Below are 21,446 nucleotides of genomic sequence, written 5' to 3' on the forward strand. Positions count from 1 at the left end.
CCGCAGCAACGATGAATTTACTAGCCATATTACACGAAATCGAGAAGGTGGACCCGGAAGTGTACGGCCGCCTCGACGAGCGCCGCGCCATCTTTAAGCACTTCGCCGGCTTTGGCCGCAAGCTGGCCGCGGCCGCCGTGCCCGTCGCCCTGGGGGGAATGCTGAACCGGGCCTACGCCCAAACGCCTACCCTCAACAACCGCATCCGGCTGATTCTCAACTACGCCCTGCAACTGGAATACCTCGAGTCCAACTTTTACCAGCTGGCCCTGGCTGTGCCGGGCATGATAACCGGGCAGGCCCGCGCAGACATCACCCAAATTGCCAACGACGAGCGCGCGCACGTGAACTTTCTGCGCTCCGTGCTCGGCCGCAGCGCCACCCCCGACCCCGGCCGGCGGGCCTACGACTTTACCGCCAGCCGCTCGGCCTCTCCGGTGCCGGACGTATTCACGAACTACTACTCCTTCCTGGCGGTAGCCCAGGCTTTGGAAGACACCGGCGTGCGGGCCTACAAAGGGGCCGCTCCGGAGCTGATCGGCACGAACCAGATTTTGGAAGCCGCCCTGCAGATTCATGCCGTAGAAGCCCGGCACGTGTCCCACATCCGCACCATGCGGCGGGGCGGCCCGCAAGAGGTGGCCGGCACGCGCCGCTTCGACCCGAAAAGCTGGATTGTGGGCGACGACGAGGGCGGCCCGCAGCCCCCGCTCACGGCGCCGGTGTACGGGCCCGGGGTTGATCCGCGCAAGTACCCAAGCGAGGCCAACGTTATGCAGGCCGGCATCAACGTGATGCAGCTGAGCAAGGTCACCATGGATGCCGCCACCGAGGCTTTCGACGAACCGCTGGACATGGTTACCGTGGTGCGCATTGGCTCCGTATTCCTGAAAACCGACCTAGGCTTGGCAGGCTAAGGCAGGTTGGCTCAAAGCGCTTCCCCGGTTTGCCCTTTCGCGAGGGCAAACCGGGGAAGCGCTTTCGCCTGCGCAGTGGCCGGCTCCTAGCGCCGCAAATCACGGTACTGGGCGCAAACGCACTTTCTGAACTGAAAATAAAAGCGGGGCCGACGAACATCTGTTCGTCGGCCCCGCTTTTATTGTACGCACCTAGGGCGCTGCTATTCCACAAACAGGCGCTTGGTCAGCTGGCCCTCGGCGGTGGTTACCTGCACCAAGTACAGGCCGGTTTTCACGCCCGCCAGCGAAATGGCTGCTGGCTGCGCGCCGCGTGCCGAGAGGGTTTGCAGGCTAACCTCCTGACCTAGGGCGTTCAGCACGCGCACGGTGAGGGGTTGCTTGGTGAGTTCGGTTGGCAGCACCAAGTTGGCCGAGCCTTGGGCCGGGTTCGGGTACAGCGACACCTGCGCGGCCAGTACGCTGGGCACCGTTGCCGTGGGCAGGCCCGCCTGCGAGTACGCCGCCATGCCGCTGATGTTGATGCCACCGCCAACGGGGCCCACCAGCGTAGCCGTGCCCGTGGTCAGGTTTACGGAGTAGATGTTGTCCGAAGTGGCGGTGCCGGTGCTGGCCGCGAGCAGGGCCAAGTTGGTAGTGCCGTCGGTAATGATGTCGAAATCAACCGAGTTGGTGGTGCGGTTCACGGTAATGCCCGAACTGCCCACGGTGTTCAGCACGCCGTCGTTGGGCGGCGTTTGGGATACCAGCACGTTCAGCGCGTCGTCGTAATTGAAGAGCGTGGTGGTAGTGGCGCCGCTCAGGTTGTTGGTGTAAGCCGAGGCCGAAACCGACGGCGTGGCGCTGGCATTGGCATCGGTGGCGGCGAAGTTCAACTGCCCGTCGGTGGCGGCCAGGGTGCCGTCGTTGGGGTTGAGGCGCAGGTTGGCGCGGTTGGTGCTCGTGACGCGGATGCGATCCACGGTGGGGTTAAAGTCGAACCCGATGCGGTCGGTGGCAGCCCCTAGGTTGAGGGTAAGCGCCGCGCCCACGGTAGTGGCCGCGCCGGTAGTCAGGTTAATGCGGTAGAGCTGCGCCGTGGTGTTGGCAGCGCTGTAACCCAGGGCGAACAATTGGTTGGTAGCGGGCCGAAAATCAACTCCTACCAAAGCCTGACCCGCCGTGAGGCCCGTGATGGGCGTAAGCGTGCGGATGGTGCCCGGCAGGGCCGAATCGAACGACAACAAGTTGGTGCCCGATACGGCGTAAATCAGGCGGCCGGTAAGCGTGGCCGGCACCGTGCGGTCGATGGCTACGGCAATGTCGGTAACCATGCTGGCGGCCGTGCCCACGGCACCCGCAGCAGTGGCCGCGCCGGTGGTCAGGTTTACGGTGTAAAGCGTGGTGCCCGTGGAGGTGCCCGCCATTGTTACCACCAGGTAGGCCGTGTTGGTTTGGTTGGTGGCGTTGTAGGCAATGTCGAGGTCGGTGCTTTGGGTGGCGCCGCTGGTGGTTACGCCCAGGGCGCCAATGGTGTTCAGGGTGCCGTCGTTGGGCGGTACCTGCGACACCAGGCGGCTGTTCACTTCATCCACGTTGTAGAGCGTGGTGCTGCCCGTGCCGATGTAGCTGTTGGTGTAAGCCGAAGCGCCCACGCCCGGCGTTTGGGCCGAGTTGGCATCGGCGGGGGCGTAGGTCAGCTGGCCGTCGGTGGCGGCTAGGGCGCCGTCGTTGGGGTTGAGGCGCAGGTTGGCGCGGTTGGTGCTGGTTACCCGAATGCGGTCCACGGTGGGGTTAAAGTCGAACCCGATGCGGTCGGTGGCTCCGCCTAGGTTCAGGGTGAGGGCCGTGCCCACAGCCGTAGCCGCGCCGCTGCTCACGTTGATGCGGTAGAGCTGCGCCGTGGTGGTGGCAGCGCTGTAACCCAGGGCAAACAGCTCGCCGGTGTTGGGGCGTACATCCATGCCCACAATGGTTTGGCCGGTGGCTACGCCCGTTATGGCCGTGGTGGCCGTGAGCGTGCCCGGGGCCGAGGCCTGGAAGGTAACAAGGTTAGTGCCCGACAAACCGTAGAGGGTTTGGGCCGTGGCGGGTGCCAAGGCGGCCAAGCCCAGCACCGAACCTAGCAAGGCGGCGCGGCGCATACGGCGCGAAATCGGACGAATAGAGGGCAACAGTACTGGTGTTTGCATGGGATATGGTAAGAATGAAAATGGCGTGCAGCTACGCTGGCTTACTTAGCCAGTGGGGTAAGAGTTACGCATCGCCCATGCACAGTGGATTGCCAAAAGGCATTAAATCCGCATTAAATATTCAACCTCATCTATGTGCCTTGCTGAAGTTGCTGCACAATCCCTGCCGCAGGCACCAAGCAGGCTTTGCGCAACCTAGGCCATGGCAGGAGCAGTAAACCCACTACCATCCTTCCCATCCGCATCATGGCCAAAAACACCAATAAGCTGCACGGCAAGGATTTGCGTCAAATCGGCTTCACCGACGACAAGCAAATCAGCCTGGCCCTCGACATACTCGACCAACGCGAGCTGCGCAAGCTCGATAAGGGCAGCGCCCTGGCGCTGCTGCGCGAAATAAAAGCCGACCCCTACAAGTACGTACGCGACCAAACCTGGCGCCCCCTGGCCCAGGAGCTGGTGCCCCAACCCAGCCGCGACGTAAAGCTGAACCCCGAAATCAAAGACTACCGCCGTTACGGCGAGTCATTTATTGAAGACGGCGCCCGCAAGCAAATGGACACGGCTATGCAACTGCCCGTGTCCATCGACGGGGCCCTCATGCCCGATGCGCACCAGGGCTATGGCCTGCCCATTGGCGGGGTGCTGGCCGTGGATAATGCCGTGATTCCCTACGGCGTGGGCATGGACATCGGCTGCCGCATGGCCCTGTCGGTGTTCGAGCTGCCGCCGCGCTACCTCGAGCAACGCCGCGACGAGCTCAAGAAGCTGCTGCACAACCACACGCGCTTCGGCAACAAAGAAGTGTTCAAGAACCCCGCCGACGACCCCGTGCTGGAGCGGCCCGAGTTCAAGGAAATAGGCGTGGTGCGCGGCAAGCACGAGGCCGCCGTGAAACAACTGGGCTCGTCGGGCTCGGGCAACCACTTTGTGGAGTGGGGCATTGTCGATATCACCGAAGAAGAAAACGACCTGAACTTGCCCCTAGGTCAGTACCTCGGGCTGTTGTCGCACAGCGGCTCGCGGGGCCTGGGTGCCGCCATTGCGCAGCACTACACCAAGGTGGCCATGAGCAAGTGCCCGCTGCCCCCCGAAGCGCGCTACCTCGCCTGGCTCGACCTCGACTCGCAGGAAGGGCAGGAGTACTGGCGCGCCATGAATTTGGCCGGCGACTACGCCTCGGCCTGCCACCACGACATCCACCGCCGCCTCAGCAAAGCCCTAGGTTACAATCCGCTGGCGCAGGTAGAGAACCACCACAACTTTGCCTGGAAGGAGACGCTGGCCGACGGCCGCGAAGCCATTGTGCACCGCAAGGGCGCTACGCCGGCAGGCCAAGGCGTGCTGGGCATTATCCCCGGCTCCATGACGGCCCCTGGCTTTATCGTGCGCGGCCGCGGCGAGCGGGATTCCATTCAGTCGGCTTCGCACGGGGCAGGGCGGCGCCTATCGCGAACACAAGCCAAGCAGCAAGTAACCGAAGGCGAGCTGCGCCGGCTGCTGCGCGACCAAGGCGTGGAGCTCATCGGCGGCGGGCTGGATGAGGCACCCATGGCCTACAAGGACATCCATCAGGTAATGGCCCACCAGCGTGATTTGGTGGATGTGCTGGGCTCGTTCACGCCGCGCATTGTGCGCATGGATGCGGGCGGCTCGGGCAAAAGCAAATACGGCGGCGAGTAAGCCGCGCGGCACAATAAGCCCCTCAACGGAGCACGGCGGACGCGGATGCTACCCAACCCAGCATCCTCGCCCGCCGCATTTGCGTAGCACCAAAGCCCGGCAGGGGCGGCGGCACCTAGGGTTGCTCTGCCGCAAGCACTTTTGGGCAACTTGCCCTAGGTGCTGCTGGGCGTTTGCCCATGCGGCAGGCAGTTTTACCGATTGCACGTGGTGCCGTGGCTTTACTGCGGCGCTTATTTCTTTAACTCCACTACTCCACTGATGGCTATCAAACGCGTTGCAACGGCTCGTTGGGAAGGCAACGGCACTACCGGCACCGGGCAGCTGAACACCCCGAGCACCGTGCTGCAATCGGCGCAGTATTCGTACAACTCGCGCTTTGCCGAGGGCATCGGCACCAACCCCGAGGAGCTGATTGCCGCCGCCCACGCCGGCTGCTTTGCCATGAAGCTCGCCTTCAACCTGCAAACTGCCGGCTTCGCGCCGCAGTACATCGATGCCACCTGCGAAATCGTGCTCGAAGAAGGCGTCATCACAGCTTCGCACCTGCGGGTGGGCGCCGCCGTGCCCGGCCTCGATGCGCACCGTTTCCACTCCCTCGTCGACGACGCTAAACTAAACTGCCCCGTGTCGAAGGCGCTTAAAGTGGATATTCGCTGCGAGGCTTCACTGGCTTGACTTTAAGTGGATTGCGAATATAGTTTGCTATTAATATTCGCCGGCTTATCCGCAGGTTGCTACCCGCTTTGGCCATTGGCTAGTGCGCCCGCTCCGACATGCGCCGCACCAGGGCCGTTACCATATTGCGCGGGGCAAAGCGTACCGATTGTGCCATCAGCGAGTTCATGAGGCCGTGCACCGCCACGGTTTCGCCGCGCATCAGCGCGCGGTAGCCGTACTCGGCAACTTCGGCCGAAGTCGGTAGTTTTTTGCCCTTCACCAGCTTGGAATCGTTGAGGGCAGCCGCGTCCTGAAAGCCCGAGGCCGTGGGGCCGGGGCACAGCGCCGTTACGGTTACGCCCGTGCCCTGCAGCTCGTTGGCCAGCGCCTCCGAAAAGCTCAGCACGTAGGCCTTGGTGGCGTAGTACACCGCCATCAGCGGGCCAGGCTGAAACGCGGCCGTGCTGGCCAGCTGCATAATGCGGCCCGAACGGCGCTGCACCATGCCGGGCACAAACAGCTTGGTGAGGTGCGTAAGGGCCCGGATGTTCACATCAAGCATTTGCTCCTGCTTGGCCCAGTCGGCCTCAGCAAACAAGCCGAAGTCACCAAAACCCGCGTTGTTGATGAGGTAGTCCACCTCGATGCCGCGGCGCTGCAACTCCTCGAACAACTGCTGCGGGGCCTCGCGCTGGCCTAGGTCGGCGGGCAGCACCACGGCCTCAACGCCGTGCTGTTGCTGCAACTCCTGCTGCAGGTGCTCCAAGGCTTGCCGGTTGCGGGCCACCAGCACCACGCGGTGTTTTTCGCGGGCAAAGCGGCGGGCAAGCTCCAGGCCAATGCCCGAGCTGGCGCCGGTGATAAGGGCGGTTTTCATGAAGGTGTGGGTTGGGGGTTGGGATAGGCAACGCGCCGGACCTAGGGCAGTGGCCCACCCGGCCGGAAGCGTTATTTTTTTAGTCCGTTGAGCAGCAACGTGAGGGTGTAAGTCAGTTTCTCCTGCACGGGGGCGTAGTCGACCTCGTGGGCAAAGCGCGTGCGGGCACGTTGCACGGCCTCGTGCTTGATGCCGTCGGCCACCGTGAGCAGGGCGTCGGCGGTGCGCTCGGGCTGCAGCTTCAGAAACTCGCGGTCGGTTACGCCCTCGCTCAGCAGCTCGCCCAAAAACGCCAGCTCCTGCCCGCGCACGGCCTGGTACACGTCGTCGAACATGGGCTCCAGGCGCTGCAGGTTCTCGATGCTAAGCTGGTGCAGGTTGAGCACTTGGCGGTAATACTCGAGGCGGCCCGTGAGGTAGGCCACAATTTTGTCGGTGGCGCGCATCAGCGGCTGCACCTGCTCTTGCAGCGCTCCTAGGTAGCGCTCGGCTTCCAGCAGCACTACTTGCACAAACAGGTCTTCCTTGTTGCGGAAATAGTAATAGAGCGAAGCCTTGTTGAGCTTGGCGGCATCGCCAATGTCTTGCAGCGTGGTTTTGTCGTAGCCGAAGCGGCTAAAGCACTGGGCGGCTGCCTGCAGAATGGCGTCGCGCTTGTCGTCTTTTTTGGCACTCATCGTGCAGCAAAGATACGATGTTTTCTAATTTTCAAACAAAAAACATTAATGTTTGAAAATTAGAATATCATAGGATCCTGCTCTGGATTGAATTAGTAAAGGGCTTTACTGATCAACAAAAGGCCCTCTGAATGATTTAACAATAAGTTGCGCAGCGCCCCAAGTAGCGCTGAGTGCTACTTGGCGTGGCGGCCAACAGCCGTCATGCGGTACTGCGTGGTGGTATGCCATAAGGCGCGGTGCCGAATTGGCGCCCTTGGCGCCAGCGCCGAGTAACACTCAGCGCTACATCCAAGGCCCTCCGCAACTTGGGTTAAGTTAGCATTTGGCACATCAAAGCGGACCCCGGGCGGTGCGCCGAGCCATAGTCTATTCCTGAATGAAATGCGAGGGGCTGACTACCGAATTTAGAAAGCTAAGCCCCCTCCAGCACCCGCACGGCATCGCCTACCCGAATGCTGCCGCCCTGCACGATGCGGGCCGTGAGGCCGCCGTGGCCGCGCATGGCATTGTAACCGCCGGGCCCAAGCTCTTCCTCCATGCGCGAGCAGGGGTGGCACTCGCCCGTGATTTCCAGCACCACCTCCGCGCCAATGCCGATGCGGCGGTTTTTAAGTGCCAGCAAATTCAGGCCGCTGATGCTGAGGTTGCGGCGTAGCCGGCCGGGGTCAACCGGCTCGGGCAAACCCAAAAAGCCCGCCACCGAAGCCAAGTGCTCGTGCTGGATAAGCGTTACCTGCCGTTTGCCGCCGGGTTTGGGGCGGGCGTGGTCGCCGGTTAGGTGGGCGTCGGTCAGGGCCTCCACTTGGGGCACCGAGAGCAGCGGCTGCCGCCGGGCGGGGCGCAGGCCAATCCACTCCACGCGGCCTACTTGCGGCAGGGTAGCCAGCAAACGCGCCACCACCGATTTGTCGTCGCCGAAAAAGGGAAAAGCCATGGCAGCAATGGGGTTAGGTAGACAGACGCAAAAATTACCCTAGGTAGGCGGCAGCCGCGCCGACACCTAGGGCTTGGGGGCAACCGCTACTTCGGCTGGCGCGGGCGCGGCCAGCTCGGGGTGGCTAATCTTACCGCCTTGCCAACCGGCGTAGGCCATCAGCCCGAAGCTGAGGGCAGCGCCCGTTACGGCAAGCAGCACCAGCAGCCGGGCGCGGGCGTGCTGCCGCAGCATCAGGGCCACCAGCGCGGGCATGGCCGTGAGCTCCAACGCCCAAAAGGCCAGCTCGGCGGCTTCTTCGTGCTCATGTATCAGGCGGTGCGAAATGCCGGTGCGATGCTCGATAAGCTCCTCGGCGCCCTCGCCGGTAAGCTGGGTGGGCACGGCAACTGCGGCGGCAACCAGCAACAGCACCAAGCCCGTTTGGGTTAGGGTGGCGTTGCGGCGCACGGCGCCAATCAACAGGATTACAAAACCAGCCAAACTACCCAAAATGGGCACGTGGTTGAGCAGTAGGTGAAGGTGGGCTTCGTTCATGGCAGAGCGCCTCGGCTAAAGGGTGCCGAAAGGTAAGGGGCGGAAGCCGAAAGGCACATGCACAAAAGCGGCTACAGCCCCTCCACCAACCGGGCCACCCCAAACGCCGCCGCTGCCGCCACGGCACCGATGCCCGCCATTTTCAGCGCCCCCCAAAACGGGGGTTGGCCCGTGAGGCGGCTTCTGAAATACCCGAATACCAGCAAGCACAGCAGCGTAATTACGGCCGACCACCCCAAGCCCTCGCGGGGCGTTGCCGTGGCGAAGTAGGCGCTCAGCGGAATCAGGCCACCTAGGGCGTAGGCCAGCCCAATGGTGGCGGCGCTGTTGCGGGCCCGTTTGGGGTCGGGCTGCTCCAGGCCCAGCTCGTACTTCATCATAAACTTCACCCACTGGTCGCGGTCGGCGGTGAGCTCGCGCACGGCTTGCTCCTGGGTTGCCGGCGAGAGGCCCATGTCGGCCAGCAGCTCGCGCACTTCCTCGCGCTCCACGTGCGGCACTTCGTCAACCTCGCGGTATTCGCGCCGCAACTCGGAGGCGTAGTGGTCGAGCTCGGTGCGGCCCGAAAGGTAGCCGCCCAGGCCCATGGCAATGGAGCCCGCCACGATTTCGGCCAAGCCAGCCGTGATAACCAGCTCCGACGACTGCACCGCGCCGCTAAGCCCGGCCGCCAGGGCAAACGGCACCGTAAGCCCATCCGACAAGCCGATAACGATGTCCTGCAGAACGGCTGAGCTGGTGAGGTGCTCCTCGGGGTGGGGGTGCTGGTGGTAGGCTGCCATACGGCGTGAAGATAGGCGCTGGCGCGAACCCGCAGCCGCGCCGTGCGTAAGCCAAACTGGGCAGCTGCAAGGCTGTTTCCGTTGAACACTACCGACCACACCCAATGGCTACTAAAACATCTGCTAAATCTTCGGCTGGCGCCGCGGCGAAGCCCTCGGCCAATGGCCGGGGCGCAGCCTCCAAATCGGCCCGGGGCCTCTCAGGCAAAGCAACTGCATCCACAGGCGACATCGACGCGCCCATAACGCTGGCCAAAAACGGCACCGATGCAGTGCAACCCGTGCTCAACCAGCAAGAAAACTCGCCGCGCGTGCTGCAGCGTTTCGGCACCGTGGCGCAGCGCCTGCCCATCGGCCTCGACGATGCCACGCGGCAGGAAAGCGTGGACATGCTCAATCAGCTGCTGGCCGATACCATCACGCTGCGCGATCTGTACAAAAAGCACCACTGGCAAGTTGTGGGCCCTACGTTCTATCAGCTGCACTTGCTCTACGACAAGCACTACGAGGAGCAAAGCACCCTGGTAGATACCATTGCCGAGCGCATTCAGATTTTGGGCGGCATTTCGCTGGCCATGGCCCCCGACATTGCCGAGGCCACGAGCATTCCGCGCCCGCCCCGCGACCGGGAAGAAGCGCCGGTGCAGGTTTCGCGCCTGCTCGAAGCCCACGAAATAATTTTGCGGGCCTGCCACGAGTACGCCGAACGCTCGTCCGAATCGGGCGACGACGGCACCAACGATTTGGTGGTAAGCCAGGTAATCCGCACCAACGAAATGCAGGTGTGGTTCCTGTCGGAGCACCTCGTGGATACGCCGCTGGCTCGCTCGTAACCGGCTGAACCCGGCCAACAAAACGGCGGCCCGGCCTGCATGTGCAGGCCGGGCCGCCGTTTTGTTGGCCGGGTAGCTTGTTAGGCGCTGTGGCTCACCATTTTCTCGGCGTGGTTTTCCTCGGCCTCCTCCACGGTGTGGGTACGCCCTAGGTCGTTGTCCTGCTGGGCCTTTTCGGCCAGCAGGCAGTAAAAGCGGTGCAGTACGGCAATTTCTTCTTCCGTGAAATCCTGCGCGTTGATGAGGCGGTTGCTGGCACCTTTGGTGGCCGCAATCAGCTCGTTCAGCTTCAGGTGCAGCACCAGCGAATCTTTGTTTTGGGCCCGCTGAATCAGAAACACCATCAGAAACGTGACGATGGTGGTGCCGGTGTTGATGACGAGTTGCCAGGTTTCGGAGTACTGAAACATGGGCCCGGTGAGGGCCCAGCCCAGTACCACGCCCAAGGCCAGCATAAAGGCCCACGACGAGCCCGACCACCGGCTAATGGTATGCGAAATGCGTTGGAAAAGCGAACCTTGGTTTTGGCTGCCTACTTCTTGCAAGGCTTCATTGGGAGTCATGGGGTGTGTGGTGTGGGAATGGGGGCGCAACCGTGCGTTGCACCGGGTGGAGAATGCGTGAATGCCGCCCAGCGACAATTTTTGTGCCTGATAACCTTTGTGGTACGCCAACCCTGGGCAAATTTGGCTGCCGCGGGCTTGCACCAACCAAGCCTAGCTACTACTTTTGTCGCCACTTCGCCGCCCTCTTCGGCGGAGCGGGCGCACCCAATGCGCCGATACAATGTGACCTGCGCACATGGTGAAATTGGTAGACACGCCATCTTGAGGGGGTGGTGCCTTCGGGTGTGGGAGTTCGACTCTCCCTGTGCGCACTCCAGCTAAGCGGCTTGCTTTCTTCGGAAAGCAAGCCGCTTTTGTTTCTGGCGCGTGGGCCCGCAAAGCAAAATACCCGCGCGTTGCCCCAGTGCCTAGGTGCCTGGCTGCCTAAAAGGAAGCGGCACCTAGGCGTTGCGCTCGTAGGGGTTGGCGGGTACTACCAGCACCACTTTTTCGCGCTCCACAATCACTTTGCCGGCCTCGGCGCCTTTGGGTTTGCGCACAAACTTTTTGGGCGTAACCGTAACGGGGCACAGCGAGTCGTTTTTGCGGCGCGAGTACCACGCAGCCAATTGGGCCACACGCTCGAGCACGGGCTCGGGCACGGGGTGGCCCGGGCGTTGCTTAATTACCACGTGCGAGCCGCTCACGTCTTTGGCGTGCAGCCACAAGTCATCTTTGTGGGCGTAGCGCTGCGTCAGCAGGTCGTTGTTTTGGGCGTTGCGGCCCACCAAAATGGTAAAGCCACCGTCTTCGAACACTTTAAAAGGCAACTCGTTGGCGGCTTTGGTTTGCGCGGCCGCGTCGAGGCCGTGCTGCTTGCGCCAGCTGCGCAGCTGGCGCAGGTCGGCCAAAGCAGGCAACTCTTCCAGGCGCTCCAGGCACCACAGGGCTTCGGTTTCGCGCTTTTCTACGCGCTCCTGCAGTTGCTGGGTTTCAATCTGCTGATTTTTGGCCTTGCGGTAGAGGTTTTGGGCGGTGCGCTGCGGTGTTTCGGTAGGCTTCAGCTTAATGGTGCGCGGCTGGTCGTTCTGGTAAAAATCCAGCAACTCCACCTGCGCCGCCCCGGCCGGTATTTGGTGCAGGTTGGCCATTATCAGGTCGGCGGTTTGGCGGTAACTGGCCTCGTGCTCCAGCGCGTGCAGGCGGCGGCGGGCCAGGGCGGCGCTGGTGGTGGCTTCGTCGGCGCGTTTCTCCAGTTGTTGCCGCAGCTGGCGCAGCTCGGCTTCGTAGGCGCCGCGGCCCAGCAGCAGCGGCACAAACGCCCGCAGCGCCGCCACGGGCTCGGGCGCCAAGGTTTGCTCCACAGTGCCCACCGGCAACAGGCTCAGCCGCGTGCGGCCCTCCAGCTGAATGATGTAGCAGGCCTCGGGGGTACCGAGCAACTGCAATACTTGATGCACGAGCGCCGCGCGCCTAGGTGGCTCAGCCGTGTCGTAGCCTTGGGAGCGGAGCCACACGCGGGGTACCTCGCCCAGCGTCGGGAAGAGCCGGGCTGGATCGGGGTGCGCGGCTACTTCCGCGTCGGTGGGCGTGGGCTTGGCGGATTGGTGTAGCAGGGCCGCGTCTTCTACTACCCGCTGCTGAAACAATTGCCCCGGCGCATCGGGGGTGGAGTAGAACACCGCGTTGGGCCTAGGTCCGAACAGCTTTAGCAGCAAAACGGCACCATCGGCAAACCCGATGCGCAGCACCCGGTCGTTGGGCACGGTGCCCACTGCGGCTACCTCGCGGCCGAGCATGTCGGGCAGTAGGTCGACGGAGTTCTGGCGGGCGCGGTGGAAGCTTTCGGGCAGGCTCAGCAACGGCTGCGTGCCGGCCAAATGGGCCTTTAGCCAAAACTCGGCCGCGCCGTTAGCTGGCGCTGACCTCTGGTTGGTAAGGCCAATTACCAGCTCATCTTTTTCCTGCGAAAAGCACGCCACCACGCGGTAGCCGCCTAGGTGCCGGGCGAGGGCAGGAGCCAGCAAACGCAGGAAGAAGTAGTTGTTGTGCATGGTAGGGCGCTAGGCTTTGCCGCTAGGTTGCAGCCTCAATAAGCCGGTTAACATACTTCGGTTTTCGGCGGCGGCCAACTTGAACGGGACAAGCGTGAACGAAAACACGAATACCGGTATGATGAACGGAAACAGATAATACGGTGGATATAGCTGGTTTTTGGGCATGGCGTCCCAAATCAACCCCATTATGCCCGTTGCAAGCAGCAAGGCTATGGTGCCGCTCGCCCAAAAAGCGACCAGGTTTGCCCGCTGCCGCAGCCACACCACCGAGCCAGCGCCGTTAGGATTAGGAGCAACCCGCCCCGTGACGTGCGGCCTGTTGGCCCAATTAGTAAAAAGCGAAAGGCGCCAGATGGCGAAGTTGTTGCCCTGCAAAGAGCCGCGGAAAGGAGCCTCCGGCGACCCTAAAACAAACGACGAAGCCGTGTTTGCCTGTACCGTTTGCAACACCTGCGCAACGGACAGCGGCGACGTAAACAAATGCTCCTCAGACGGGATTAGGCGCATACCCGCTTACACCTCAACCCGCAGGCCATCGTAGGCCAGTTTTACGTGCGGCGGCAGCGTGGTTTCTACTTCGCGGTGCCGGCCCAGTAGGTGGCTGATGTGGGTCAGATACGCGCGCTTAGGCTGCACATCTTCAATTACTTCCAGGGCTTCCGATAAACTGAAGTGGGAAATGTGCGGCTCGTGGCGCAGGGCGTTCAGCACCAATACATCGGAGCCGCGCAGCCGCTCGCGCGACTCGGGCGAGAGGTGGTTGGCATCGGTGACGTAGGAGAAACGCCCCACCCGAAAACCCAGCACCGGCAACTTGTAGTGCAGGGCCCGAATGGGCTGAAACTCGATGCCCTCGACCTCGAAACCGGCCGTATCGCTGAGAATCGGGATGGTTTTGACCTGCGGTACGCCGGGGTATTTTTGATCGGCAAAAATGTAGGCGTACTCGCGCTTGAGCTGCTCGAGCACGCGCGGCTCGGCGTACACCGGCATGTCTTGCCGCTGCTTGAAGTTGTACGCCCGGATGTCGTCCATGCCGGCGGTGTGATCTTTGTGCTCGTGCGTGAACACCAAAGCGTCCAGGTGGTCGATTTGCTCGCGCAGCACCTGCTGCCGAAAGTCCGGGCCCGAATCGATGATGATGCTGCGGCCCTGCACCTGCAAATGCACCGACACACGCAGGCGCTTGTCGCGGAAATCGACGGAGCGACACACCGCGCAGTGGCACCCGATTACGGGCACCCCCTGCGAAGTACCAGAACCTAGGAAAGTAACTTGCATGCGTTAGGGCTTAGAGAATTAGGGCTTAGGTGCCGGGTGCAGTACTCCGAAAGGAGCTACTAAAACCCAAGCACCTAAGCCCTAAAACCTATCCGATGTGCTGCTTTACGGTGCGCACCAGGGCGTCGAAATCGAGCGGTTTGGGCAAGTAGTCCGTAATGCCTGCCTCGCGGAAATCGTCCATGGTGTAGTTGTTGGCATTGCCGGTAATGGCAATGATGGGCACCTGGCGGATTTTGTCGTTGCCGTGCTGGCGAATTTCGCGGGCCACCGTCATGCCGTCCTTCACCGGAATGTTGATGTCGAGCAAAATGCAGTCGATCGGTTGGGCTTCGAGCTGCTTCACCACCTCGCCTCCGTTTTTCGCCGACACAATGCGGTATTTCTGCAACTCCAGAATCTTCTTGGTCAGGTTCAGGATAACGGAGCTGTCCTCCGCAATAAGGATGGTTTTCGAGTCGGACATGACTGACAGCTAGATTTTTGGAGTGAGTTGGTAGGGGCGTAAACTAACAAAAGCGCGCGTCAGGTGGCGCTGGTTTGGGCCGGGTAAGTGGCCACGAACTGCGCGAAGTAATGCAAAAGCACCTGAAAATCCTGCACTGTATTCTCCGTACGGCCCTGCTTTAAGTCATGTTCCAAATGTTTTGCCTGTTCGGCCAGGCGCGTGAGGCCAAGCGTGAACCCGGTGCCCTTCAGTTGGTGCAGGTGCGGCAGAATATCGGCGTATTTTCCGGCATCAACCAGCGTTTGGGCCTCCTCCAGCAATGGCCCGGCTTCGTGTTCGAAATCGGCAAACAACCCGGCTGCAAAATCGGCCCCGCCCAACTGACGCAGCTGCTCCACGGTTTCCATATCAATAATGGGGCGCGGGTCGTGGTCGGCTTTTGCCAGGGCGTCGGCGGCATCAGCGGCATTGGCCGCGGGTGCTCCGGCGTCGGTGGGCTCGGCATCACCTAGGGCGGGGGCGTTGGTCAGCAGGGCTGCTTGCGGCCGCCAGCGGCAGAGCACCTCGTACAGGTCCTGGCTTTTCACGGGTTTGGGCACGTAATCGTCCATTCCCTGCTGCACAAACCGTTCGGCGTCTTCCTTCATCGAGTAGGCCGTCATGGCCACCACCGGAGGGCAACCCGGACCTAAGCGCCGCCGGATTTCGCGCATGGCCGTAACGCCGTCCATTTCAGGCATTTGAATGTCCATGAAGATGACGTCGTAGCGCAGGCCGCTGGTGGCCAAGCCAATGGCCTCAAACCCGTCGCCGGCCACATCGGTGCGGCAGCCCAGCTTATCGAGCAAGCGCACGGCCACTTTCTGGTTGATGGGGTTGTCGTCGACGAGCAGCACGCGCGGCGCCTGCTCAAAGCGCATCACCTCGGCGCCCGAACGGTCGCGCGAGGCTTGGCGCTCCTGCAATATTTCCATTTCGTTGGTGGCCACGCGGCACCGGATGCTAAACCAGAACGTGGAGCCTTCGCCCACGTTCGAGTCGACGCCAATGGTGCCGCCCATCAGCTCCGTGAGCTGCTTGCTGATGGCCAGACCTAGGCCCGTGCCGCCAAACGATTTGGTGGGCGTGGTGTCGAGCTGCGTGAAGTTGGTGAACAGCAGCTTCGCGTTTTCGGGCGAAATACCAATGCCCGAGTCCTGCACCTCAAACCGCAACGTGTGCTCCACACCATCGGTAAACACCGACGTGACGCGCACCGTTACCGAGCCCTGTTGCGTGAACTTGATGGCGTTGGACGTGAGGTTGCTGAGCACCTGCAGCAAACGCGTTTCGTCGGTAATGATGAAGCGCGGCGTGTGCGGCGTAATCTCGTAGGTGAAGTTGAGGTGCTTTTGCTGCGCCCGGTTGGCAAACAGCGAGTGAATTTTGTCGAGGGTGTAGTGCAAATCCATGCCCTCCTCGTTCAGCTCCATTTTGCCCGCCTGAATCTTCGACAAATCCAGAATGTCGTTCAGGATGGCCAGCAGCGCGTCGGATGATTTGCGGAGCGTGTCGATGTACTCCTCTTGCTCTTCCGAGGCCACCGTTTGGTGCAGCAAGTCAATCATGCCGATGATGCCGTTCATGGGCGTGCGCAGCTCGTGGCTCATGTTGGCCAAAAACTGGGTTTTGGCGTGCAGGGCTTGCTCGGCTTCGTCCTTGGCGCGGCGCAGGTCGTCGTTCAGCGTTTTAAGCTCCGTAATGTCGCGGGCAATGCCCTCGGTACCGGCCGGGCCATCTTGCACCATGCGCGCGTTGATGAGTACACTAACCGGGTGCCCGTCTTTGTGGCGCATGTCAATCTCGTAGTTGCGCACTTCGCCCTCCTGCCTGATGGTTTGCAGCAAGGCGTCGCGGTCGGCGGGGTCCACGTAGTAATTGACGATGTGCGTGCCGATTACCTCGTGCGGCTCGTAGCCCAACATATCATGCACCGAGGGGCTTAGCAGCGTCAGAATGCCTTGGCCATCGGTGCGGTAGTACACGTCCTGGAACGACTCGAAAATGGCCCGGAATTTTTCTTCCTGCGCTGCCAGCTCCAGCTGCCCGCGTTTTTTGTCGGTGATGTCGTGCGCAATGCCCGAAATTTCCTCGAAGGTGCCGTCGTCGAGGTAAATCGGGTTGAGGTAGATTTCGCGCCAGGTATCGTGGCCGCGCACGTCGCGCAGGCGCACCTCGAAGCGCTGCGGCACGCCCTCGAAGGCGCGCGTGTAGTGCTCGATAAACAGCTGCCGCGCCTCTTCGTCCATCATGGCCAGGTCGGCGTGCCAGAGGTTGATGTTGAGGGCCGGGTGCACCCCGTTGCGGCGCAGGAAATACGCCGCGTAGTTGCGGTTGAACGAGGTAAGGCGCGACTTCAGATCCACCGACCACATCAAGTGCGTGCCGCTTTCGAAAATGGCGTTGAGGCGCGCGTTCTGCTTGTTGATCTGCACCTCGTTGCGCTTGCGCTCAATGGCCAGCGCCACCTGGTTCGAGATGAAGTGCAGAATCTCTAGGTCGGAGGGGGCGTAGGCCTCGCGGTTGGCGTAGTCCTGCACGGCAATCACGCCGATGATCCTATCGCCAATGCTCAGCGGCGAGCAAAGCATCACCTCCGGCATCAGCCCGTAGGCCGTAATGGTGCCGTCGGCAATGAGCATTTGCAGGTCCTCGCGCACCAGAATTTGCGGCTTGCCCGTGCGGATGATGTACTCCGACACCCCCGACGAAAACGGGCGCGTTACCATCGCCTTCTCGCCCTGGGAGTTCTGATCGACGAAGTACGCAAACTGCAGCTGCGTGCGGGCCTCGTCGCTGAGGGCGATGTAGAAGTTGTTGGTTTCGATGATCTTGCTCAGCTCGCGGTGAATGGCGCCGTACAACGAGTGCAGGTCTTTGGAGCTGATGGCCAGGTTGGCAATGCTGTAGTATACCTTCTGCAGGCGCTCGGCCTTGATGCGGTCGGTGATGTCGTGCAGAATGGCACGGGTGCTAACCGGCTCGCCTTCGTCCCAGTGGCAGGTAATAGAGCCAATGAGGTGGACCGGCTTGCCCGTTTTGGTCAGGAACACCGTTTCGAGCTTGTTCACCTTCTCGCCCTTGTACAGGTTGCGCAGCTGGTACAGCAGCTTGGCCTTGTAGTAGGGGTGCACCACATCACCTAGGGTCAGCTCCGAAAGCTCGTCGTCGTCGTAGCCCAGTTTTTCCTTCCAGGCTTTGTTCACGAACAAAAAGCGGTTGTCGACCGACAGGTTCTGGATCAGGTCGTGGGCGTTGTCGAGGAAATCCTGCAGGCGCGAGCGGTTGTCGGTCAGGGCCTTGGCCGTTACCTGGCGGTCGGTGGTGTCGTAACCGATAAAAAAGATGCCCCGGATTTCGCCGGTGGGCGTGTGGGCAAACTCGGAGTGCCAGAACAAGGTGCGCTTGTTGCCGTCGCGGCCCAGCAAGGAGCGCTCCACAAAATCGTAGAGCTTTTGCTGCTCCAGCGACATGCGGAAGGCGTGGCGGCGCGGCTCGCGCTCGGCCACCGGGGCAAACGTTTCGAAGTACTCCCGGCCAACAATCTCCTCGCGGGTGTAGCCCGTCAGGTGCTCAAAGTGCTCGTTGAAATCGGCAATGCGCGCGTTGCGGTCGAGCTCCAGGTAACACATGTTGGCCCGGCTCAGCACGTCGCGGAGCTGGTTGTGCAAATGCTCCACCGCAATGCGCTGCTTGTCGGTTTCGTTGTTGCGGCGCTGGGTGGTTACGTCGCGGGCCGTGAGCTGCACGATTTTGCGTTGGTCGGGCAGCTCCAGCCGGTGCACCGTCAGCCATACATCAACCTCGTTATGGCTGGTATCGGCCGCGTACCACACCCGCGAGGCCTGCTCGCCGGTGGCGGCGCAGTGCCGGATGGCCTCGCCCAAGTCGCTTTCGGCGGCCCAATGCGGCCCGGCGGCGGGCTGGGCACGCGTGAAGCTCATCAGGCCTGTTTCGAGCAGCCGCTCGCGCGAGGTACGCAGCAAATCCAAGGTGCGCTGGTTGCAGTCGAAAAGCCGGCCTTGCGCATCGTAGAGCAAAATGGCATCGAAGGCCCCGTCGAACAGGGCGCGGTACGTAGCGTAATCGGTGGCCGGCAAGGCCTGATCGGTTTGGAATGACATCGCAGTAACTACAGCTGCAGCGGCCCCTGGGTTGGGCCGTGGCCGGTGATAAGCAGGTTAACCGCTTAAATTTGTCAAATATATCCTAACCAAACACCCAATCGGGTGCGCCGGAAAAGGATGAATTTGTGCATCGCCGTGCGCCGTCTGCTTTTCGCCGTTACCTCCGACCTTACTTACGACCAGCGCATGCAGCGCATTTGTGCCTCGCTGGCGCAGCACGGCTATGGCGTGCGGCTGGTGGGGCGGCAACTGCCCAGCTCGCGCCCACTCGGCGCGCAACCCTTTGAACAAGTGCGGCTTCGCTGTTGGTTCAACAAGGGCAAGCTCTTCTACGCAGAGTACAACATCCGGCTGCTGCTGTACCTGCTGCGGCAGCGCGGCTGGCACGCCTACTGCGCCGCCGACCTCGACGCCGCGCTGCCGGTGTGGCTGCGGGCCCGCCTCGGCGGCCGGCCTTTTGTGTACGATGCCCACGAACTATTTACCGAAGTGCCCGAGGTGGTGGCCCGCCCGTGGGTGCAGCGCGCGTGGCGCGGGGTGGAGCAATGGGTGGTGCCCCGGGCCACGCTGGCTTACACGGTGGGACCGGCGCTGGCCCGGTGGTTTGGCCAGCGCTACGGGCGGCCGTTTGGGGTGGTGCGCAACATCAGCCGCCTAGGTGCCGACGCGCCCGCCAGCGCCCCGGCAGCCGGCTATATCCTGTACCAAGGCGTGCTGAACGTGGGCCGCGGCCTCGAGGCGTTGCTTGATGCCATGCCCGCGGTTGAGGGCCGGCTGGTGATTTGCGGCGAGGGTGACCTGTCGGCCCAGCTGCGCCAGCGCGCCGCCGACCTAGGGCTGCTGGCCAGCGGCAAGGTGGCGTTTCGGGGGTACGTGGTGCCGGCCGAGCTGCGCCAGGTAACCCTAGGTGCTGCCGTGGGCATTAGCGTGCTCGAGCACCTAGGGCTCAGCTACTATTACTCCTTGGCCAACAAGTTTTTTGATTACCTGCACGCCGGTGTGCCGCAGCTGATTTCGCCGTTTCCGGAGTACCTGGCCCTGAACGACGCCTACCAGGTGGCCGAAGTGGTGCCGCACCTGACGCCCGAATGCTTGGCCGCCGCGCTCAACCGCCTGCTGCGCGATGCGCCCGAACGCCGCGCGCAGCTGGCCTGTAACTGCCAGCTGGCCCGCCTGGAGCTTAACTGGCAGCACGAAGAAACCGAACTGCTGCGCCTGTACGAGGCGCTTTGGCTTACCGCGGGGCCTCAACCCGTAACTGCATGAGCAAACAAGCAACCCCGCCGCTGCTGCTGGTAGTAGCCGGCCCCACGGCCGTGGGCAAAACGGCATTGTGCGTGCGCATGGCGCAGCATTTGGGCACCGAGGTGGTATCGGCCGATGCGCGCCAGTTCTTCCGCGAAATGAGCATCGGCACGGCCAAACCCACCGCCGCCGAAATGCAGGGCGTGCCGCACCATTTCATCGATTCGCACTCGGTGGAGGAGGAGTACAGCGCCGGCCGCTACGAAGCCGATTGCCTGCACCTGTTGCAGCAGCTGTTTCAGCGCCACCGGGTGGTTGTCCTCACGGGCGGCTCGGGCTTGTACCTGCAGGCCATTACCGATGGTTTCGACGACCTGCCGCCCGCCGACCCCGCCGTGCGCGCGCAACTGCAGCAGCAGCTCGAGGAACAGGGCCTGCCCGCCCTGGTAGCCCAGCTGGCCGAGCTCGACCCGGTATGCCACGAGCGCATCGACCGCCAAAACCACGTGCGCGTGCTGCGGGCCCTGGAGGTGACGCTAAGCACCGGCCGGCCTTTCAGCGCCTTCCACGGCAGCAGCCCCAAAGCCGAACGCCCGTTTGAGGTGCTGAAAGTGGCCCTCAGCCGCGAGCGGGACGAGCTGTACCAGCGCATTGATTTGCGCGTGGATCAGATGCTAACCGAAGGCTTGCTCGACGAAGTGAAAGCCCTGGTGCCGCACCGCGAAAAGCAGGCGTTGCAAACCGTGGGCTACCAGGAAATCTTTGGTTTTCTGGACGGCGCCTACGACTGGGCCGAGGCCGTGCGCCTGCTCAAACGCAACACCCGCCGCTACGCCAAGCGCCAGCTTACCTGGCTGCGCCGCGACCCGGCCTACCATTGGCTACACCCCGATGAGGCCGAAGCCTGGCTACGCGCCCACCTAGCCCAGCGCACCTAGGCGCTTGCTTGCCCTAGGTGCCAGCCCGGGCAGCAAGCCAAAGGGGCTAGAATTGCCGGCCCAATTACAGTTGCAGGCTAGCGAGCGAGTTGCCGAAGGTGTCGTTCTGGAACGCGCTTTTGCCGCCTACGAGCCAGCTGCGGTTGCTGCCCACGGCCAAGTCGAGGTTCAACGAAAACAGGTAGCCGGCCAGCAAGCCTTGCTCGTGGTCGAAATCGATGTAGCTGGTGTTGGTGGCCCAATTGATGCGGGTGCTGGGCGCGCCGTAGCGGTTGGAGTAGCCCGCGTAGCCGCCCAAGGCCACGGCAAACAGCACGCGGCGGTAGTTGCCCAGCGGGTGCACGTACACAGCTCCTGCTTCAGGTGGGCGGCCTGGTAGCTCGCTGCGTAGGGCACCGTTATGCCAGGCGTGCCGGGCCGGTCGGGGTTGTACACGGTGGCCTCGTTTTGGCGGTTGCCGCCCAACAGCGCCACGCGCGTGCCCAAGCCCAGGTAGCGGCCCAGCAGCGGGCGGTATTCTGCCTGCGCTTTTAGCGTCATCTAGTCGCCGGTACCCATGCCGGCCGAGCCCGCGCCTAGGTGCCACGAGGCCCGGGGCGGGGCAGGAGCAACTGGCTCGGGGGGTAGCTGTTGGGCCAGAGCAGGCGCGGCGGCACCTAGGGCCAGCAGCAGGGCGTAGGGGTAATTCATTT

General features: G+C 62.4%; 20 protein-coding genes and 1 tRNA gene. 7 read left to right on the top strand and 14 right to left on the bottom strand.

Annotation, left to right across the window (positions count from 1 at the left end):
- Positions 1–11: 11 nt before the first annotated feature.
- On the top strand, positions 12–917 hold the full coding sequence (locus tag D3Y59_RS02830; RefSeq protein WP_119443673.1) for a ferritin-like domain-containing protein: 906 nt from the start codon (positions 12–14) through the stop codon (positions 915–917).
- A gap of 203 nt (positions 918–1,120) precedes the next feature.
- Here the strand turns inward: D3Y59_RS02830 and D3Y59_RS02835 are convergent, their stop codons facing one another.
- Complete coding sequence (locus D3Y59_RS02835) at positions 1,121–3,088, bottom strand: DUF4394 domain-containing protein (protein ID WP_119443674.1); 1,968 nt, start codon at positions 3,086–3,088, stop codon at positions 1,121–1,123.
- Between the two features lie 246 nt (positions 3,089–3,334).
- Here D3Y59_RS02835 and D3Y59_RS02840 point away from each other — a divergent pair, with 246 nt between their 5' ends.
- Positions 3,335–4,771: an RtcB family protein gene (locus D3Y59_RS02840; protein WP_119446292.1), complete on the top strand. Its 1,437-nt coding sequence runs from the start codon at positions 3,335–3,337 to the stop codon at positions 4,769–4,771.
- Positions 4,772–5,032: 261 nt separating this feature from the next.
- Complete coding sequence (locus D3Y59_RS02845) at positions 5,033–5,449, top strand: OsmC family peroxiredoxin (protein WP_119443675.1); 417 nt, start codon at positions 5,033–5,035, stop codon at positions 5,447–5,449.
- A 79-nt stretch (positions 5,450–5,528) separates the two neighbouring features.
- Here the strand turns inward: D3Y59_RS02845 and D3Y59_RS02850 are convergent, their stop codons facing one another.
- The 5 genes from D3Y59_RS02850 to D3Y59_RS02870 form a co-directional block, all read right to left on the bottom strand.
- A complete protein-coding gene (locus tag D3Y59_RS02850) occupies positions 5,529–6,308 on the bottom strand; it encodes an SDR family NAD(P)-dependent oxidoreductase (RefSeq protein WP_119443676.1) in 780 nt (259 codons plus the stop codon).
- A 71-nt stretch (positions 6,309–6,379) separates the two neighbouring features.
- A complete protein-coding gene (locus tag D3Y59_RS02855; protein WP_119443677.1) occupies positions 6,380–6,985 on the bottom strand; it encodes a TetR/AcrR family transcriptional regulator in 606 nt (201 codons plus the stop codon).
- Positions 6,986–7,400: 415 nt separating this feature from the next.
- The gene (locus D3Y59_RS02860; protein WP_119443678.1) at positions 7,401–7,922 is read right to left on the bottom strand and encodes an MOSC domain-containing protein; all 522 of its coding nucleotides are present in this window, start codon (positions 7,920–7,922) and stop codon (positions 7,401–7,403) included.
- A gap of 66 nt (positions 7,923–7,988) precedes the next feature.
- Positions 7,989–8,459: a hypothetical protein gene (locus D3Y59_RS02865; protein WP_119443679.1), complete on the bottom strand. Its 471-nt coding sequence runs from the start codon at positions 8,457–8,459 to the stop codon at positions 7,989–7,991.
- 71 nt (positions 8,460–8,530) lie between these two features.
- A complete protein-coding gene (locus D3Y59_RS02870) occupies positions 8,531–9,241 on the bottom strand; it encodes a VIT1/CCC1 transporter family protein (RefSeq protein WP_119443680.1) in 711 nt (236 codons plus the stop codon).
- 104 nt (positions 9,242–9,345) lie between these two features.
- On the opposite strand from D3Y59_RS02870, the gene D3Y59_RS02875 reads away from it, so the two are divergent.
- A complete protein-coding gene (locus D3Y59_RS02875) occupies positions 9,346–10,074 on the top strand; it encodes a Dps family protein (RefSeq protein ID WP_119443681.1) in 729 nt (242 codons plus the stop codon).
- 80 nt (positions 10,075–10,154) lie between these two features.
- Here the strand turns inward: D3Y59_RS02875 and D3Y59_RS02880 are convergent, their stop codons facing one another.
- Positions 10,155–10,637: a low affinity iron permease family protein gene (locus D3Y59_RS02880; RefSeq protein WP_119443682.1), complete on the bottom strand. Its 483-nt coding sequence runs from the start codon at positions 10,635–10,637 to the stop codon at positions 10,155–10,157.
- Positions 10,638–10,869: 232 nt separating this feature from the next.
- Here D3Y59_RS02880 and D3Y59_RS02885 point away from each other — a divergent pair.
- Positions 10,870–10,951, top strand: a tRNA-Leu gene (locus tag D3Y59_RS02885).
- A gap of 129 nt (positions 10,952–11,080) precedes the next feature.
- Here D3Y59_RS02885 and D3Y59_RS02890 read toward each other — a convergent pair.
- From D3Y59_RS02890 to D3Y59_RS02910, 5 genes are all read right to left on the bottom strand, one after another.
- Positions 11,081–12,673: an NFACT RNA binding domain-containing protein gene (locus tag D3Y59_RS02890; protein ID WP_119443683.1), complete on the bottom strand. Its 1,593-nt coding sequence runs from the start codon at positions 12,671–12,673 to the stop codon at positions 11,081–11,083.
- A gap of 9 nt (positions 12,674–12,682) precedes the next feature.
- A complete protein-coding gene (locus D3Y59_RS02895) occupies positions 12,683–13,183 on the bottom strand; it encodes a hypothetical protein (RefSeq protein ID WP_119443684.1) in 501 nt (166 codons plus the stop codon).
- 6 nt (positions 13,184–13,189) lie between these two features.
- On the bottom strand, positions 13,190–13,957 hold the full coding sequence (locus D3Y59_RS02900; RefSeq protein WP_119443685.1) for an MBL fold metallo-hydrolase: 768 nt from the start codon (positions 13,955–13,957) through the stop codon (positions 13,190–13,192).
- 88 nt (positions 13,958–14,045) lie between these two features.
- Positions 14,046–14,423: a response regulator gene (locus D3Y59_RS02905; protein ID WP_119443686.1), complete on the bottom strand. Its 378-nt coding sequence runs from the start codon at positions 14,421–14,423 to the stop codon at positions 14,046–14,048.
- A gap of 59 nt (positions 14,424–14,482) precedes the next feature.
- Complete coding sequence (locus D3Y59_RS02910; RefSeq protein WP_119443687.1) at positions 14,483–18,568, bottom strand: PAS domain S-box protein; 4,086 nt, start codon at positions 18,566–18,568, stop codon at positions 14,483–14,485.
- Between the two features lie 138 nt (positions 18,569–18,706).
- On the opposite strand from D3Y59_RS02910, the gene D3Y59_RS02915 reads away from it, so the two are divergent.
- Both D3Y59_RS02915 and miaA read left to right on the top strand, forming a co-directional pair.
- The gene (locus D3Y59_RS02915; RefSeq protein ID WP_162910500.1) at positions 18,707–19,837 is read left to right on the top strand and encodes a glycosyltransferase; all 1,131 of its coding nucleotides are present in this window, start codon (positions 18,707–18,709) and stop codon (positions 19,835–19,837) included.
- The gene (gene miaA, locus D3Y59_RS02920) at positions 19,834–20,754 is read left to right on the top strand and encodes a tRNA (adenosine(37)-N6)-dimethylallyltransferase MiaA (RefSeq protein ID WP_119443689.1); all 921 of its coding nucleotides are present in this window, start codon (positions 19,834–19,836) and stop codon (positions 20,752–20,754) included. The genes D3Y59_RS02915 and miaA overlap by 4 nt, the downstream gene beginning before the upstream one ends.
- 64 nt (positions 20,755–20,818) lie before the next feature.
- Here the strand turns inward: miaA and D3Y59_RS02925 are convergent, their stop codons facing one another.
- Positions 20,819–21,103 carry a hypothetical protein gene (locus D3Y59_RS02925; protein WP_119443690.1) on the bottom strand — a complete coding sequence of 95 codons (285 nt, stop codon included), beginning with the start codon at positions 21,101–21,103 and terminating at the stop codon, positions 20,819–20,821.
- Between the two features lie 191 nt (positions 21,104–21,294).
- On the bottom strand, positions 21,295–21,444 hold the full coding sequence (locus tag D3Y59_RS18155) for a hypothetical protein (RefSeq protein ID WP_162910501.1): 150 nt from the start codon (positions 21,442–21,444) through the stop codon (positions 21,295–21,297).
- Positions 21,445–21,446: the final 2 nt, after the last annotated feature.

It is taken from the genome of Hymenobacter oligotrophus (assembly GCF_003574965.1).
Classification (GTDB): domain Bacteria; phylum Bacteroidota; class Bacteroidia; order Cytophagales; family Hymenobacteraceae; genus Solirubrum; species Solirubrum oligotrophum.